General features: G+C 67.1%; 1 protein-coding gene (running past one end of the window). It reads left to right on the forward strand.

Going from position 1 to position 19784, the window contains the following annotated elements; translation table 11 throughout:
* On the forward strand, window positions 1-19784 hold the 5' end (the start) of the coding sequence (locus C8258_RS13420; protein ID WP_146161226.1) for an MFS transporter. It continues 22804 nt past the right edge of the window; 19784 of the gene's 42588 nt are visible here — the first part of the coding sequence; it begins with the start codon at window positions 1-3; its stop codon lies off the right edge, out of view.

Genomic DNA, 19784 nt, shown 5'->3' on the forward strand with positions numbered 1-19784 from the left:
GTGGACGGTTCGTTGTTCAGCCCCGTCGTCGAGCTGCGGAACACCTTCGAAAGTCTGCCCGACATGCTGCGGCGACCGATCGAGATGGTGGTGTTCGGCGGAGAACTCCCGCGCGCCGACATCTCCGAGATGCGCCGCATGGCCGCCGAGCTCCGGGCACGCGGCCAGGAGCTGGACGGACACTCGAGGGATATCAAAGCCGTTCTCGCGCAAGAAGATTCGGTGGGCGAGCTGGCCGACCGGCTGCGCGAGGCCTTGCATTCGTACGGAAAGGGCGCGGCCCAGCTCGGTAACGACGCCGCTACCCTGGCCGACCAGGCGCAGGCCGCCGCCAACGACGCGGAGAAGTGGCTGTGCGTGATGTTCACGTTCGGTATTCATCTGGCGTGGCGCATCTTCGGTGTGGTGAGCAGCGCCGCGGCGGCGGGTCCGGCCGGCACCGCCGCCGCCGCGCCCACCGTGGATGCCATGCTGGTCGAGGGGCGCGGCGAAGTAACGGCGATGCGGGCGAGCCTGGAACGGGCGATCCAGGCCGGTGCGGCGAAGGCGGCTACCCGGCTGGCCGCGGCGGGACCGTTGCAGTTCGCCACCATGCTGGGCAAGGCGGCCGCGCTGCCCGTGGGCGTGGACGCGGGAGTGCAGGCGCTGCAGGTCGCCACCGGCGATCGCACCGCCGACATCATCGGATCGGACGGCACGAATCCGACCGGTATCGATCTGAAGTCGATCGAAGTCGCGGCCCTGGCGGGGATGGGTGGAGCGGCGGGCGGCATGCTCGCCGGAAAGTTCGCGCCGATGGTCTTCCCCAGAATCGGCAGCAGTCGTTTGGCCATGGGCCTGGTGCACGGCACCGCCGGCGCGATATCGGGTCTGGGTGCGGCATCGATGGTGGCCGGTTGGCCGCAGCATTACGATCAGGTGCTCGCGCCGCTGCTGAACGGAGCGTTCGCCGGGGGCGTGTATTCCCGCGGCGGCGCCCCCGCGAGAACCGTCGACGGCGGCGGGACCTTCACACCACCCGACGCGTTCTCGGCAGGCCACGACGGTAAGGCCGCGATGCCTCGGCGGCCCGTCGAGGTACCGGCGGAATCGAAACGGGCGTGGGAGGACGCGCAGAAGGCATGGGGCCCGGCCGCGGAGACCACGAAGACCGCAGGTGAGCGCGGTGCGGCTCGCGCCGAGGTCAAAGAGGAGACCGCGGCTGCGAAACCACCCGCACGCGGCGAACAGGGTGCATCGATCGCAGCCGACGGAGCCGATGGCCGCCAGTCCGGACAACACGCCCGTCCCGCGTCCGCCGACGCCGCCGCGGGACGGTCGGGCACGCATGCCGAGACGGCCGCTCCGGGCGAGCGGCCACCGGCCGAGAAACCGGTCGCCGCCGGGAAGGCGACCGCGCCCCGATCGGTCGAGGCGGTGGGCGAAACCTCGCCGCCGCCGAAGCTCCCGGCGAGCGGCACGCCACGCCCGGTTGGCGAGGTTCACGAAAGGGCGGCGGCCCCAGGCGAAAACACTGCGCACACCAAAGCCAGGCCGAGCCCGGCCGGAGAACACACCGCGGTCGCGGACGGCGCCGGCACCGAGACATCGGCACGGCCCCATCCGGTCGCCGAGGGCGAAGCCGGTTCGCCGCCGGGCGCTCGCGACGAGCACGAATCCTCGGGTGGTGGAGAGCGTCCGGCCCCGCAGCGGGATGCGACCGCCGAGCAGTCCGGCCCGGAAAGTCCCGAGCACTCGGGCCGGACCGAGACGGACGGTGCCGAACCGCCAGTTGCGGAGGAACATTCGTCATCGGTGCACGACGAGCAGAGCGTTCCGACCGCCGATCACGACAGTCTCGCCGACGCCGCCGGTCTGCCACGCAGCGACCGCGACCGGGCGGTCGATCTGCTGATCGACTTCCACCAGGCCTCCGCCGAGCATGTTCCGGAAAGTCAGCGCCTGCAAAACCTTCCGGACGACGCGCTGATGGCCGGCCTGCACAGCGGCGATGAGCACCAGTCGTTGCTGGCGACGATGGAGATCATCCGGCGCGGCACGATCAGCGAGAAGGTGCCCGGCGGCATGGTGCTGCGGGTCGAACAGGCCGAAGCCGTCTACGCGATGAAATCGCGTCCGGTAGAGATGAAACCCGGCGAGGGCAAATCGCTGGTATTCATGGCCGGCGCAATCCAACGTGCGGTGCAACACGGTTCGGTTCTGCTCGTGACCACCACCGATGGACTGGCAAATCGCGAAGTCAGCACATATCGGAAGCTGTTGACCGGCGATGAGGAATTCGCCGACATGCAGAATGTGCTGGGCAAATTCGGGATCGACGTGTTCCGCGCCGATCAGCAGAGCGGTTTCGGGCCGATCACGAAGGGACGGCCCGCGATCGTGGTCGCGACCGGCGAAACGGTCGGGCATCTGTGCAATGCGGGCAAAGAGCCACCGCGCCATGCGCTGATCGACGAAATGGACGGCATCATCGACCGGGGTGAACGGCAGTTCCTCCTGTCGGAAGGTGCCGAGCAGGCGGCGCCGGAGGCAACCGCCAAGCAGGTATTCGACGCCCACGATTTTCTCGCCGAGGCATTGGCGAAAGGGGCTCTGTCACACGAGGATTTCGGCCTCCGGCGCATCTCGGAGGTAATCGGAGAGCATGCCGACGGGACACCGGAGGTCATGTACTGGTACGACGGTCAACCCGAACTCACGCCCGAGGGCCGGGCGAGGGTCGAGGCACTGCCCGGCGGAGAAAACTGGCTGGACGGAATGGGCGCCTCGCGGCTGGAAACCGCTGCCCACGCCGAATTTCTCGTCCGTGAAGGCGTCCACTACGAAATGGACGCGGGCAAGATCGTCATCATCGACCAGGCCGAACACGGTCTGCAACGAAACCCGAAGACCTCGAGCGAATCACGGTGGAGCGCGGAGCCGGGCAAGGCGAGTCTCGCCCAAGCCATCGAAGCCAAGGAGTTCCGGGCGGCCGAGGCCCGAGGGGAGAAGGCCGAGGCGCATCGGATCGTGGTGCGCGCGGATGCGGAGTCCGCCAAACGCATCGATTCGGTCGAAATCTACCGTGTCGGAAGCGAATCCTTCTTCGATGAAGTGACCGGTGCATCCGGCACCCTCACCGACCTGAACCCCGTACTGAACAAGATCTACGGTCTGCAGGAGGCCCACGAGGTCGCACGGTCGCAGGCGCATCGGCTGGTGGAGGGCCAGCATGATGTGGTCGAGAGCACCCATGCCAAACTGCGCGCGATTGCCGAATACGCGAACGAGATGCGGGCCGGAGGCGAGGGCCGGTTCCAGGAGATCCTGTGTCACCGCAACGATCTGGTCGCCCGGCAGGTCGAGGCACTGGTGCGCGCGGGGGTACCCCGAGAGGCGATCGAAGCGGTCGATGCCAAGCGGATCGTCAGCTGGGGCGCGGACTGGGAAGCTCAGTTGCAGAAGGTCTTCGACGAGGCTGGTGAGCAGGGCAAGATCCTGGTGATCAACAAGCAGGGCCAGCGCGGTGTCGATATCTCGGTATCGGAAGCGGTCAAGGTCAAGGGCGGCATGCATGTCTGGATGACCGAGGCTCCGGAGCAGTCCTACATCCACGAACAGGCCAAGAACCGCACCGCACGTAATGGTCAGCGCGGTAGCGCGCAAGTGGTGATGTCGACGCAGGACGCCCTGATCCGCAATGCCATGCACCTGCGCGGGGTCCGTGAGGCGGTTGTCGTCTACGAACAGGCCGTGACCGCACACGCCACCGATCCCACCCCACAGAACCATGACGCGCTGGTCGCGGCGCGGCAAGCCGTCCGTGAGATGGTGCCCGAACTGCAGCAGCGGGCGCTGCGGCACTCGACTGCCGAGTTCGTCCGCCATCACGCCGGCTCGACCGGCAACGCCTACCTGGCGCTCGCCGAAGCCGATACCGGGCTCTACGACCAACCCGACTCCGGCCCGGCCGCGCGCCTGGCCGGACTGCTGGGAATTCCGGCTTCGGCCGTTACCGACCGGATCGCCGAACTCGAACACGACGGTGCCACCGACCCGATCCGTGAACTACTCGACCGGGCCGGCATCGCGCCCGCCACAGCCGTGGCGCTACAGCACCACGTCATGTCCACCGCCCCCGCTGCAGCCAGCGCGCGGGAGGGGCAGAGCGCCGCGGACGCTCTGATCGAACCGATGACGTTGCGCCGGGACCTCGCCGCCGAACTCGGATTACCGATCGCAGACCTCGAGGGCGCCGAAGGCCTGCGCACCCTCGACCCGCTGCACACGCAGGCACGCGATGCCCTGGCAGCAGCACTGGGCTACCCGGCCGCCGGCATTACCCCGATCATCGCCCGCGACATCCTCGGCGAAGCAGTCGGCGATCAGCTGACCGCCGCCATCTCATCGACCACCGTCACAGACACCGGCACCGATTCCACCACCACCGATTCCGCCTCCGCAGATCGGACCCGCGCAGACACACCCGCCCAGGACACCGACACCCAGAACGCCGACGCCCCGGATGCAGGCCCCGGCCGGACCACCGCGCCGCCCCGCGACCCCGATGCGGCAACAACCGACGACATCGTTGCCGTCGCCTCCCGGTATCTGGCCGTCGCGGCGTTGTTCGACGCGGTGTCCGAGATCCACCGCCGCAGCCCCAACAACTGTGTCAACAACGCCGTCACCGGCATGCGAGTGTTGTGCCCCGACAAGGCCGGTCGCTTCCGGATGCCGGACTTCAAGCTCAAGGGACACGACAGCAATACGGTGCGCGACACATTCGACGCCGAGCTCCAGCGTGCAGGATCGTTGGACGAGGTGGCCGAATCGCTGAAATCCCGACCCGGCGGAATCACCGTCCTGGTCTACAAGTGGAAAGACACCTACGCCAAAGGCACCAGCACCGAGGCCGACGACCACATGGTGCTGCTGGTCAACGACAGCACCTCGATCGACACACCGAACCTGGTCGTCGTCGACCTGGCCGCCTCGCGCGACGGCAACACGGAAAACGACTACGGCCCCAAGGATCTGCGCAACCGCCGCACCTTGCTGAACAAAGCCGTCGGATTCGACAAATGGCGCCGCGAGCAAGAGAAATACATCAAGAAGCTGGGACCGAACCAGCGCCTGGTCCGGACCATCGAGTTCGACCGCGACGGCAACCACGTCCCCCGTCTCAGCGCGGAAGCGCCCGACGCCGAGAAGCTGCCGCAGCGACCCGACGTTTCGCAGACCACACAGGACGAAATCAACTCGAGTGCGGACCCGGACCTGTACGCGGAAATGCTGGCGCGATCGGGTGCTGCCGGGGACGTATCGAACGATCGGGACCGTGACGAAGTCAGAGCCGGCAGCCGACCCCACCGCAGCCCGGAGCACAATACCGGCACCCCCGCAGCGGCCACCGATATTCCGCCCGACACCGGGAGTTCCGGCGAGACACTCAGTGATCGCGTGCAGAGTCCGACCACGCTGCAACTAGCACAGCGCGGTGACGCTGCGGCATTTCGAGAACTGCGGGAGCGATACGGCGAGCAGACATTTCGACGCGTGCTCGATGCGCTGACGCCGAACCGACTACCTTCGGCAGACCCTGAAGCGGTGCGACGGCGGGCGGTGGCTCAATACATCAACCGAGTGGTCTTCCGAATCGCGGAGGGTCGGCGCTGGCCGGTCACGGCGGAGGAAGACGCCGGAACGTGGATTCTCGACGTGGCGCAGCTTGTCGCGAAGGCATGGTCCCGCCTCTCCCCCAGACAGCGTCGGATCATCGCCGAGGCGATCACCTCCACGGACCGAGACCGCACGCCGCTTCAGCAAGGCGCCTTCGGGGCGTTCGCTCGGGCCGCCCAGGCGTTGGTACCGAGCGCGCCGGAAGTCGACGAACAGTACGAGGCGGTCACTGAAGCACCAGCGCACGGTCTGACCGTGCACGAACTCCGACTGATTCGGATGGTTGCCGCCGGGTTGTCGAATGACGCTATCGCACGTCGGCTGGACCGCTCGGAGAGCCGAGTCAAGTTCTACCTGAAGCAGATCGGCGACAAGCTCGGGGACCACGGGCGGGTCGGCATCATTTCGGCGGCACGAGAACTGGGGCTGCTCTCGGACGACGACATCGCGGCGTCGCTCGGAAAGCCGTCGAACCTCGTACCGACCGCACGAGAAGTATCGATCCTCGCCAGAGTCGCCGACGGCATGTCGAACGAGGCTGTCGCGGTACAACTCGGGTTGTCACCGCTCACGGTGAAGGCCCATCTCGCCCGCGTCGGCGGCAAACTCGGCATCAGTGATCGCGCCGGGATGGTGGCGCGGGCCTTTCACGCCGGTCTTATCCCCGCAAACGACAGCGGCCCGGGCATCGAGTGGTCCGATCCGGAACGCGAGGTACTTGGGCTGGTTGCCGAAGGGATGAGCAACAAAGAGATTGCCGTCCTGCTCGGTCTGTCACCTGATCAGGTGAAGAGTCGGCTGAACCGGATCGGCGTCAAGCTCGGCATTCGGGATCGGGCGGGAATGGTGGGCAAGGCGCTGCGCACCGGGGGCCTCGTGCTTCCGTCCGATGCCGCGGATACCGGTTCCCGGGTGTTCCAGGGCAGAGATTCGTTGTCGGAGACCGAGTCCGTGATTCTCGGACTCGTCAAACAGGGCAAGACGAACAAGCAAATCGCGGCGGCGCAGGGGATCTCACCCACAACCGTCAATGCCTACCTGATCCGCATCGGCCTCAAGCTGCGCACCAGTGGACGAGCGGCTGCGGTGGAGGAGGCAGAGAACCGCGGCATCGACTTGACCGGTGAGCTGCTCGATACCCGGTCCACGCCCGATGACCCCGGATCCGGGGAGGCTATCGGGCGTCGCCCGATCGGCAGTAGCCCGCACGATGCGGAGGACGCAGACGCGGGCGGGGCGGGCGAGATCCGTTCCGCCACAACAGCATTCGACGGCTTCCGCGCTGCGCTGACAACGAAGCTGTGGGGGCCGGGCTCGTCCATCTCGTCCGCCGACGCAACGACGTCCGATTCGGATCCGGGGAACCATTCACCGCAAGAGCGCAGCATGACGGCGGTCCTCGACTACGTTGCCGGAGCCGCGTCCGGCTTCGTCGCCGCCGCGGTGAGCGAGGGGCTGGAGGCCTCGGTGGTCGAGGCGATTCGAGGGCTGGACCCGGCGGACCTCGAAACCATGCTTGTCGATCTCGGTGTGGCACGCTCGGACTTCGAAGGCGTTGTGGCGCGGTTCATTCGGATCCAAGTCCTGGGAGCGATCCCGAGTGCGACACCGTCCGCGTTGCCCGACGTCGACGACTATCTGGTGCGGGTCAGCGCCCCGGACGGTTCGGACAGCTGGCGAACCCGACGACTGGTGCGCCGGATCATGGAGAACTGGGCACACGCCGGCGAGGTGGGATGGCCGGACACCGATCAGGTCGACTCGGCCGAGTTGCTGGTGTCGGAGTTGGCGGGCAACATTCCGCGTCACGCCGGAACTCACGGGTTCGTGATCGCGACGGTGACCGAAGGCCCCGGCGGTCCGGTCATCCGGGTGGGGGTTCGCGACTACAACCGCACGCTTCCGGGGTGGCGCAACCCGGACGGTAATGCCGAATCGGGCCGGGGTGGCCCGTTGTTGACGATGCTCGCGACCGACTACGGCGTTGTCGAGCATGTCGACGGCAAAACCGTCTGGTTCGAGCTCCTCGGTGAGCGACCGGGCGCCGACACCGACCTGGACAGCGGCGACGACGAACTGGATCGTCTGAGCGCACTGTTCCCCGACCCCGGCGACGATTCGCCGGATCCGCCTTCCGGCGGCCCGGAAGGCCGGATCGGCAGCGCGCCCCACAGCCCGCGCACCACCGGTTTCCCGGCCCTTCTCATCGAAGGTCTCGACGCTGGTGTGGTGCGCCGGGAACCGCTGCCGGGCGCCCCGGGAGTCAGCGTCGAGCGGGTCACGTTCGGTAATGGCTACCAGAGCCTCCAAGAGGTCTACGACGACGCCGACGATGCGGCAAAACAGTGGCACATATCGCTGATCGGTGGTGCGATGGGCGCACCGGTCGCCGCCACCCACCCCGCAAGCGACGACCATAGGGTGCTGTACCGGGAAGTCGTGCCCGGACGGGTTGCGAATACCGTCCTGCCGCAAGGAATGTCACGGGCATACGATTCGGGATCGGTCGGCGACGATCCGGCGAGCGAAGGATTCGCGGCGTTCGGTCCGGTCGATCGCAGCTATCTGGATTCGGCTTCCGGGAAGCTGCTCGGTCTGCTGGATGCGGTAACCGGGACTCGGCGCAGCACACGGCATTGGAATATCGGCCCGGACGGCGAGGTGACCGGTGGGCGGACCGCACTCGACTCCGAGCAGGCCGTGCCGAGCCCGTTTGCCACCAAGTTCACCCGGTATGTCGACGGTCGCCCCGTGTGGCAGGGCCACGGCTTCCCCCGCGCCGACATCACCGGGATGAGGGAACAGGTGTCCTACCTCGAGGACCGGCTGCGGGACTTCTCGAGTGCGCAGGAAGCCATGTTGCTCGACCTGCACTCGCGGGTGATGACCGAGCTCGGCCGGGCCGAACGGTATGCGGCGCACACGCCGGAAGAAACCGCGCACGTCAGCGGTGTGAGCGCCGACGCCCAGGCCAAAGCCCGGCTGGTCGAGGAGTTCAACCTCAACCATCCCTACTTCGTCATCGCCGGATTCGACCATCCCCGCGTCCCCGTCGACGCGGTGCGAGAAATTCTCCAGACACTGGACGACCTGCTCACCCGATACCGGCACGCCCCGGATCTGGTTGCGCACATGAGCAATATCCGTGAACTGCGCATCGATTTCCTGGCGGATCCCGGTGTCAACGCCGCGACCCTCAAACGGGGCACCCGGAGCAAGTGGATGACGCTGAACCTGTCCCGGGTGGCCGACCGAGCTCAGGCGCTCGAGGACGATCTGTACGACCGCTCGACCGGGTTCCACCCGGCCAGCGGACGGTCCTATCACGACGATGTCATCCATGAATTCGGCCACGCGATCGACCACGCCACGGGCAACCGGCTCAGCCGGGAGGTCGACGGCGTGCTGCGGCGCGCATGGGCGGCACTGCGAATCGCCGCCCTCGTCGCCGAACCGTACGAGGAATGGCTCGAGCGCCTCCCGGAGGCGGCCTTCACCGACGAAACGAAAACTACGCTCAGGTCGCCGGAGGCCATCGCGGTCGGGTTCGCCGCTGTGGAGATCGACGGTCCCGTAGTCGGCAGTCCGCAATGGGTGATCCACCAGTTCGTCACCACCCTGCGCCCACCCGAGATCTCCCCGGACCTGGTGGTGAATCTTCCTGCCGGCGAAACGAAATCGGGAACCGCCACCACAGCGGATCAGCCGGGATTCGGACCCGACGACGTCATCGGCAGTAGGCCCTCGGAGAACGAGGCAAACCCGCGATTCGATCCGATCGGCGCGAGATCGGCCGAAGGGCCGGCATACGCGCGTTATCGGCACCGGCTCGGTGAGCAATACCGTGCCTTGGCCGGACAATTCGGGGCGGTGACGGGCGGACCGCTGTCGACGGACCTGCGGCCGGAGTTGCGGCCGGTGCTCGATCGCGCCGTCGATATGAACGGGGACCCGAGTGTGGCGGCCGACGCCGACCGGCTCGTCCGGCTCGCCTGGCGTCTGCAATGCCTCGACGAGCTGGCGGGTCGCGTGTGGGCCGAGGCGCGGGGCCGGTCCGTCGCGGGCGCCGAGAGCCGGCCGGTGCCGATGCACCGCGTGGAATCGCTGACCGCGGCGCTGCTCGCTCACGGCGACGCATCGGTCGCGCTCGATAACGAATCCTCCACGCTCACAGGACAACTGGACGAGGAGCTGGCACGGCTCTTCGGCACGCCGCCCAGCTCACTGACGGCGAGCTTCCCGCACGACGCCACCGTCCGGGATATCGATGGAATCGATATCCGCAGTGTGTCCGGCGTCCTGCCGCCGGATGCGGGCGCGCTGATCAGGCATGTCGACGCGACCGGTGTCGAACGGTTTCTGATGGTCAGGGAATCTCCCCGTCCCAGTGGTGCGCCCGCCGACTGGCGGTCGCCGACCGTGGCGGAGGCGGTGGCATTGAATGTGCGGGCGACGGGATCGGTGACATTCACCGATGCCGGTGTGGCGGTGATGCAAGCCGCCGTGCGTTTCGCCGCCGGTATCAGCGAGGGCCGGATCACCGACGCCCGGTGGCTGACGGCCGGTGAACTCGAGGTGGAAAAGGCCGCAGACCGGTTGCACTCATGGTTCATGGATACCCTCCCGGCCGCGCGGGACACGTACGACGAGGTGCCGCCACCGCGCGATGCTGCCGGCCGGATCGCGCGATCCGCCTCCCGGTTGTCGTTGAGCACGAACGACATCGAACGCCTGGTTCGCGCGGTGGACGCACGGCCGGTGACGGAGCACGCCGATATCGTCGAGTTCTTCGATCAGCTCGTCGAGTGGGTCGAGGAGAACAGGATGGCCGACGCCTCCGCGGCGAGCGGCGATGCCGAACTACTCGACAGCTTGCACAAACACCAGATATGTCTCGCTCTCGCCGCCCATCCCGACATCCTGGACGCGCTTTCGACGCCGATAGGCTACGAGGTCGTGCTCGATGTCGCGCACACTCCGGGTTGGAGTATCGCCGGGATCGCTGCCCGAGTGGAATTCTTGGCGGGAACCGAGATCCGTGCCGCTCTGCGGCGGGCCGATGCGAACAATCCAGATTTCGCTCCCGTTGTCCGCGGAAGTCTGGGTCTGCCATGGGTGGACGATCTCGGCAGGATCGGCCGGGAGCTGCGTCGCCTGGCTGAAATACCGGCGGGGGCTCTGGATCAGGCCCTACTGGTAATGATCCGCCAGTTCGTTTCGAAGAGCGCAGATCCCGACGCTCCGGAAACAACCGATCTGCGCAGCGCGAGGATGGTCCTCGACTACCGGGCATGGAGTTATCTGGTTGCCCTGGACGACAATTCCGCGAGCGCAATCCGGCAAAGCATCGCAAACGACTATTTGCGGTCGGTGCGGATCGGAGAGTTTTCGGAGGAAATGCTGGGTGAAGTAACCTTCACCGAACAGCAGCTGCGCGAGGTCGAGGACCTATACATCGACCGCGCGAGCTCTGTCTCATTCTCCAGATATTTCACTCTGGCCGCGGCGCTGTCGCCGAGCCGTCGGCCGACGACGATCAGCGCGGCCATGGAATTGGTCACTGACGTGCCAGTGGAACTCGCCCGGTCTGTGCGTGCCGTCTTGGCCGATGACGAGCAAGGCGGAGAGCACATAGTACTCGGCTTGCGGGGCACCGGGGCGGCAGTGCTGCCCGAATTGAAGGCTGTTGTGCGAGCCTTCGTGACCGAGGTGAAGACAGCGCATCTCTCGCGGGACAGCTTGGCCAAATTGCGATCGTCGGATCTTCTCGCCGGCGTTCTGATGGCCGTGACCAGATTTTCGACCTCCGAGTGGCACCGCGGCGATACCGCGTCTTTGCGGGAGTTGCTGGCGTATCTCGAGCGGGCGACGGCCGACGGGCGTATCGCGGCGATGCCCGCGGAATACCAGCCGAGTGGCGTGGTGGAGGTCGCCAAGCTGCGAACCGGGTCCGGGCCGCAGTTTACCGAGGATCTACTGACGCGTTTCTCGCGGCTGGCGGCAAATCTACGTGCCGCGCATTCGGCGATGACCGGTACCCGGCGTCCGATCACCCAACTACTCGGTGAGCTCGGGCGCGGCATCGCCGAGCACATCTCCGCATTGGAGCGTTCGCTTGCGTCGGGCAGGCTCACCAACGGCGCGGTGATGAACGATGTGGCGCGGCGGAAAATGGGAGCTCTCGCGGAGGAGCTGCGGAAACTCGTCGCATCGGAGCCCAGTAGTGCGAATCCCTTCCCGGCGTTGCGTTCGCTCAAGGATTTCGAGAACAATTTCCAGCTGTTGGCCGGAGTCGGTGAGTTGCACGACCACTTGCGGACGATTTGTTTTGCATGGGCGATGCAACAATATCCGGAATGGATCGATCGGCTGCGGGATATCGGCACGGGAGGGCCGACGCTCGACGATATCGTCCTGGTCCAAGAATTTGTGGATCACATTACGAACCAGGAGGTGTTCTCACACTATTTCTCCAGCCGTAACGGCGCCCGCACTTTCCGTCGAATGACCAGCGCTATCGCGCTCGAGGAGGCGATAGCACGCGCTCAGGGGGTCGGTGTCGCGAGCGCGACAACTCCGCTGCGGTTCATTCCGACACGTGGGCCGTTGCTCGAGCTGTCCGGGCATATCGCCAGCGCCTGTTGGGCGGGCAAGTATCGCTCGATTGCCGAAGCGATGCCGAATATGACGGCTGCTGTCATCGTCCGCAATCCAAAAGACCCGGACCGCGCCAGGCTGGAGGGAGCGGGCCTGCTCATCGAAACCACCAGCACATCCGGTGTGCCCTTGCTCCTCATTCGCGGTCTCAATCCCCTGGAGACCTACATCAATCACGTGTCGGTCGATGATTTCTATCGCACATTCGTCGGCTGGGCACAGGGTATTGCCGCAGCTCGCGGCCGTCACCTCGCAATCGTCATCGACGGTGCCAGCGGCCGAGCCGCGACCAATCGCCCCGCCCTGTTCCGGTACCTCGACGACATCCGCCCGACGCTGACTCCGGTCCAGGTGGATCCGGCCGACACGACCTTCATCGGCTATGACGTCAGCCGATCGGCCTACCTCGTCGAGCCCGCCGCCAACGCCGGTCGGCAAGGGCTGCCGCAGCCCGACGATCGCATCGGCAGCAGGCCGACGGAGGAACTCGGATCGCCCGACGATGCACTGCGGTCGTTGTCGGAGCCCGAAGCGGTTCTCGGGTGGGTTCGTTCGGCAATGCCTGCTGCGGGCAACGGGAACTCCGACCGCCGCGCGCTGATCGATCACCTGCGCGACCGCGCCGCCTTCACCCATCCCGCCACCGGGTTCCGGCCCCCTGACGGGTGGCTCTCGGACAACCGCGATATGCGTCGCGGCCATGCCGCGAAGGCACGGGAGATCGCCGACCGATTGGAGTCCGATCCGTCCTACGGGCCGGCCGAAGCTCATCACGATGCCCGGTTGCACGCGTCGGAGATGCGCGAGGAGTACAGCGGTTTTCGCTGGCAACTGGTCGTATCGGGCGCTGACGTATCGAATCCGGGAGCCTTGGCCGCCGCCGTCGCGGCTCGACTGCCCGACGAGGACTCGAAGCCGGCGCACCGGGACATCATCGCCGCGGCGGCACGCCTGGCCGAACTCGCCCGGACCGTTGCCGGGGACGACGCCGCATTCGTCGTCACGTCGTCCCAGGACCCCGATGGCCGACACCGCTCGGTCGCCCAACTGGATTACACCCGAAGCGATCCCACCGATTCCGATCCCGGGCTGACCGTCGAGGAGTTGCGTCGCGGACTGTCCGATGTGGACGGCCGCATCGATCTCGACACGTCCGAGCCCCTGCCGGAGGGGCAGGTCTGGCATCGGGTCCGGCTCGACCTCACCAGACAGCGAATTCTGGTGTGCTGCGCTCTGTGGGGGCGGGGCCGGACGGGTATGGGCACGTTGAACCTGGCGCTCTGCGAGGGCCTGGTAGCGGCCGGGCACGAAGTGACTGTCCTACCGGGACAGGTCGACTCCGAGTTCCGGGTTCCGGGTGTGCAGGTCTACCTCCGCGAGGAGTGGATGCGGGATCTGCACCCCGAGCACGTGAGAAGTTTGCCCGACTCGGTCGATATGGTGATCGTGCACGTCGAAGCCGACGGCCTCCGGGCCGCGGTGAATGCCGAAAAGGCCTATCCCGCAGCCAAAATCGTCGCTGTCCATCATCTGATTCCGATGCTGTGGGAGAGCCTCACGAGCGATCCTGCGCAGGGTCGCGGCAGCGTAGCGGCGGGCATCTATCTTTCGCGGCGGGCGCATCTGGTGACGGGCTTGGGCCCGGCATTGGCGACGGACGCACTGTTGCAGGCCGCCCTGGCGGGCCACAGTTCGGTGCACGAACTGCAGCCGGTCTTGGACATGGCCGAACAGCCGCCACAGCCCGCGCCCGGCAGTCCGGTACGGGTTCTGCTCTTCGGCCGTGTGGACGACGCGTTGAAAGGTGGCGCGGAGATCGCCGAGGTGGTGTCGCGGCTGCGCGCGCACGGCCATGATGTCCGGTTGGTGGTCCGGGGTTTCGAGAACGACCTCAGGGCGGCCCACACCGAATTGGCGCAGATCGTCGGTGACCCCGATGTGGTCGAGGTGCTGCCGCATACGAGGGATCCTGCTGAGATCCGGGCGGACATTCGCGCGGCTACCGTGGTCGTGATGCCCTCGCGGGCAGAGGGTTTCGGCAGCGTCGCTACCGAGGCGACCGAACAGGGCGTGCCGGTCGTGGTGCCGTCGACGAGCGGGGCGGGTAGATACCTCGCCGCACTGGCCGGGCACCGCGCCGCGGCGGAACGATTCAACCTGGTGAAGCAGGACCAGGGTGCACCGGTGCCGATCGACGACTGGGTGGCCAAGCTGCAGGTCGTCATCGATGATGTGCCGGGCGCATGGGCGGCGGCGCGTCGATTGCAGGAGCTCATGCGGCCCCTGACACGTGAGAACAGCGCCAGGATGCTCGTGCATGCCACGGTGAATACCGAACCGCACGCTCGTCCCGAGATCCGGCCGTCGCGGACGCGTGTGTCGTTGGTGCAGGGGCGAGTCGTGGCTCGTGGGGAGGAAGAAGACTACCTGCGGATACTCGCCGTGGCCGACGCGATGGAAACCGATCCCGCCGTGCGCAGTGCGATCATCGGTCGCAAGGGCATCGAATTCGCGCCGTCCTGGGAGCCACTGTCGATCCGCCTCGCCACGGCGGATCCTGACGAGTGGTTGTTCGCGCCTTGGACAAGACCTGCGCGGCACGATGATTCGCGGGCCCGCATCCTGGGGGCGACGGTAGCGACGGTAGCCGAGCAGGGATTCGCCGCAACGACAGTCGACGAAATCTGCCGCCGCGCGGAAGCCACTCCGGAGGAGTTCGACGAAAACTTCCCGCGCACCTACGACGCATTCGCCGCGGCGCACAAGGCGGCGCTGGACGATCTGCGGCAACTGATCGTCGACGAAGTGAGTTTCGCGCGGGCGCCCGACCACACCACCCGTATAGCGACCGTGGTGCACACCTATGTGAGTGCCCTGACCGCTCGACCGGGCACCGCACGAGTCGTACTGGTAGAAAGATCCGGCCTCGACCTGGTTCAGCGCGCTGCGCGCGCGATGACCGCCACGAAATCGATTGCCGCCACTCTGGCCGAGGTACTCGACGATCCGGCCATGTCCGCCGAGAATCTGCGCGCTCTGGCGGCTGCGATCCAAGGCCTGCTGGCGAATTGGGCCGTAACCGGAGACATGGCCGCGGTACCGCGCCTGCGGCGTGATCTCGCCGACCTCCTCCGTATCGGTACCGCGTCGCCGGAGGTGAGGCCCGTCGCCGTCACGCGACCGCAGTCGCCACCGGCGGAAAACGGCACGATCGAGGCGGCGAAACCCGTCGAGCGAGAACGGATTTTGACCGAAATGATCTCGGTCGCCGCGCGTTATGGCTACGCCAGGATGTCGCTGGACATGGTTCAGCAGCGCGCCGACGTGGCCCCCGGGGCGTTTCAGGAGCTGTTCTCCGGCAAGGAGACCGGCTTCGAGGCCGCCTGCGCTGCGGCGATCGAGCGCCTGCGAACCTCTCTTCGAGCGGCCGTGCCGGACAGGGTCGATGATGAACTGCGACCGCGGCTGGAGGCCGCATTGGGTACCTGTCTCACTGTTCTGGCTTCGCACGGGGACGAGACGCGAGTGCTGCACTTGGAATTGCCCGCGACCGGGCCGCTGCGCGAACGGTTCCACGCGATTATCGCTGAACACCTCGCCCAAGCCGTCGACGAAATAGATGCCGATACCGGCCGCCTCCTCGCAACCGCCGTCACGGGCGTCGTCGCCGACCGGATCGCCGCACGGCAGTACGCCAGATTTCACGATCTGCCATCGGCCGACGTCGATGCCGGAGCGATGACCCCGCTGCCCGGAGACGTTCCGATCGTCACGGCCTGGGCGCACGCACTACTCAACGGCGCCGCTTCACCAACCGACGGGCCCATCGGCTCGCGCCCCGGGCGTCCTGCTCGAAAGCCTGCGCCGCAACAGGATTCCGGCACCGATCGGGCACCCGGCTCACCATGGCGCCGCGGCGGTACCTCCCACCCCGGGGCCGGTCCGGCCGCCGTCGACGTCGGCGAAGACAGCGATGCCACGGCAATAGGGGCCACCCCGTGGCAGCGCAAAGACGCGACGCCGGCCACTACACCGTGGGCGTCCGTCACCGAAACCGGCAGCGGTACAGTGCGTTCCGATTCGGCGCGGCTCCTCGAACGGATCAGGACGCACATCGACGAGGGGGCGCAAGATCGCGCGGCCGCACTCGTCCGCGCGGAGTTCGATACCGAACTTCGCACAGTCTCCGCACGTTTCGGACTGCAGGCCGTCCCCGGCGTGCTCGACGAGATTTGCGCCGCTGTCGTCGGGCGGATCGCCCAGATCGGAGATCGAAGCCTCGCCGAGTGGGTGGAGCTCGTCGCCCACAATGCGCTGTCGCAACAACGCGGATTCGCCGACATGTGGTGGCGCATCCGGGAACTGCTCGTCAACGGCGCCCGTCTGACGGAATCGGATCCGATGGTCCAGGCGTGGAACGACGTGCGGTTGACCGACGTACGGCGGACGCTCGACACATTGCCGCCTCATCGCCGCGATCGCCTGATCGCCGCCTTCACCCCTGCCCGCCGCGGCGGTGGGCAGGCGCATGCCGATCCTCTTGCCACCGCCCCACAGGCGCTGTGGTCGGCTGCCCGCCAACTTGGATCGGCGATCGCGGCCGCCCGTGGTGTACAGGCCGAACTTCCGGCCGAGCCCCGGACAGAGGTGGACGACGTCGACGCGGACGAGATCGCGGTGCGGCGGATCCCGCCCGGACTCCGCGACCGCAGCGATGCCGAGGCTGTGCCGATGACTCCCGGCGCGCTCGATCGCCCACCGGTGGAAACACCCGCACCAACACCGGCCCGGAAACGCGTAGCGAGGTCCGCCGCCGGAGCGGAGCCGGTCTATATCGTCAATCCCGGTCGGATCACCGAGGCGCTTCGAGGGCTCCCCGGGCTCGAACGGGAGTTCACCCGAGCGAGTTTGGCGGATCCACGTGGCGAATTCGCTGCAGTCGGTGCGGATTACCTGCGCACCTTGATCACGATCGCCGCGTACGAGCTCTCACTCGGCCAATCCACGACCGCACACACACGCCTTTCGGCCGCATTCGACGCCGGTATAGCACTGCTCAACCGATTCACTGCCGACACGGAGATCAATGCCATCCTGGCGCCACTGCATCGGCTGCGGCGCACGCTCATCGAAGACCCGACGTCGGCCGTGACACTGGCCGACGAACTCGCGGACGACAGCCCCACCCGCCGGATCCTCGACCGAGCCGTGTCGCATCTGCAGACCATCGGCCGAACGGGGCCGATGGTGGGATCGAAGCCCGTTGCCGGACAAGCGCATCGGGGGGAGCCGACCGATCCTGGGACGAATGCGGCCGAAGGTCCGATCGGACACCGGCCGTCCGACGCCGCACCGAATCCAGCCGGCGCCGACCGATCGACGGCATCGGCTGCTCGGCATGTTCTGGCCGAATTGCTTTCGGCGCCGGTGCATGTCGTGCTGGCGGGAGCGGTGCGCTCGGCCGTGGATGCCATCCGACAGCGCATCGCCGAAGCGTCCGACGACGTTCTGGTGGCGGTGGACACCTCCGAGCTGATCGCCTGGATCTCGGAGGCGCTCGACCTGCACCGCCGAGCCGAGGCGGCGACCAGGAAGTCCGCGACCACCGATGCTCTGTCGCCGGACCAGCAGGACCGACTCGAAGAACTTCGGCGGGCGTTCGTCACGAAAGCCGACGCGCTGTCTCGGCGCCTGGACCGGATGTTCGGATCCGACCCCACGGCTCCGCTCGCGATCCCGGATGCCGATGACCCCCTGCGTGAGTTGCGACGGTTGGCCGACGTGTCGAACTCGGCGCATGCCGCCGCCCTCGTCGACGCGCTGACGCACTACTTCGCGACCGCCCGCGTCGACGACTCCCGTGCCGGCGAACTCGCGAATCCGGAATTGGCCGCTGCCGCTGCGCGATACCGCGACCTGCAAGCAGCGGGGTTCACCGGAAAATCGGCTCAGAAAGACGTCGCGAAGGTCGCCGGAACCTCGCAGGCGAAGGTCAGTCAGGTACTGCGCCGACCGGCCGCCGATATCACCGCCGATCAACGAATCATCCTCATCGCCGCACGCTGGCTCGACTACCCGATGCCGGAGGATCTGGTACGCGCCGCAGCGCAGTACGAATCGGAGATGCGCGGCGATGCCGATGGGATGCGGCCGGGTGCGACGCCGGTGGCTCGGGCGACCGAAGGCAAACGGCTGCGCGACCGCCTCACCACCGCGTACCGGGAATTGGAGCGTGCCGCCGAGTCCGACGCCATCGCCGAAGCACTCTCCCGAGCCACCGCAGCACAGTTCGACGAGCGTTTCCGCCGGCTGACCCCGATCCAGCGGCGCATCCTCGAGCTGCGCTATCGAGGGGGCCTATCGCCTGCCGAGACCGCGACGGTGTTGAACGCACAGAAAGCGACGAGCACACCGCTCGACGGCCGAGCGGTGCGAACAGCTGCGGCCGGCGGGCTACGCCGGCTCGCCAGGTCGCTGGCAGCCGAGAACGCCGTTCCGGGCACACAGGACAATCTCAGCGATTCCGAGCTGACAGTTCTCCGCCTGATAGCCCAAGGCTCGTCGAGGGCGGCCATCGTCCACACGACCGGCTTGTCACCGGGCACCGTGGCGACACGTACCGGACAAATCGTTCAGAAGCTTCGTGTCCCGAATCCGGCTGCGGCGGTGGCGGAAGCGGTGCGCCGGGGTCTGCTCGATATCTCCGAACTCCCGGCGATGCCGACACCGGCTACACCCGAGCTTCCCCCCGACACGCACGCGATGCTCGTGCTCGCCGCGCAGGGTTTGCCGAACCAGGCGATCGCCCAGGCCCATCCGGCCACCCGAGCTCTGGCCGCCGGAAAGGACAGCGTGCGGCGGCGCTTGCAGACAGTGGGCCGGCTCTTCGGAGTTTCCGGACGAGCCGGAATGGTGGCGGTGGGTATCCGCGCGGGCTACGTGGACATCAATGCCGCGGAGTGGGCACCGGTCAGCGAAACTGCCGCTGCGACAACACCTCTCACAGCACAGCAGTCTCGCGTACTTCGCCTTGCGGCAATCGGGTACACGAACGAGCAGATCGCGGCCGACCAGAACATCTCGGTGACAACCGTCGGCGTTCATCTCGAGCGGATCTACACCAGACTGGGTGTGCACTCTCTCGAGGATGCGGTGCTGAAGGCGTACACACGGACCGAGCTGGCCGCCGCGCTGGCCGAGTCCGGGAGCGACGACGTCATCTCGGTCATCGAACAGGTCACGTCGAACGCGGAGGCGGCTCGCGGGCAATGGCGCGACACCCTGGTCGACGCCATACGCCATTCGATTTTGTCCGGTGGACTACGGGAAGGCATGACGCTTCCCTCGGCGCGCCTGCTGACGCGGCTGTTCGATTCCGACCGGGTGCATGCCGCCCGGAGCGCCTATCGGCGGCTGCGCGACGAAGGCTATCTGGCCGTCCGCCCCGGCCGCCACACCGTCACCGG

The sequence above is a fragment of the Nocardia sp. MDA0666 genome, assembly GCF_003023875.1.
Taxonomy (GTDB): domain Bacteria; phylum Actinomycetota; class Actinomycetes; order Mycobacteriales; family Mycobacteriaceae; genus Nocardia; species Nocardia aobensis.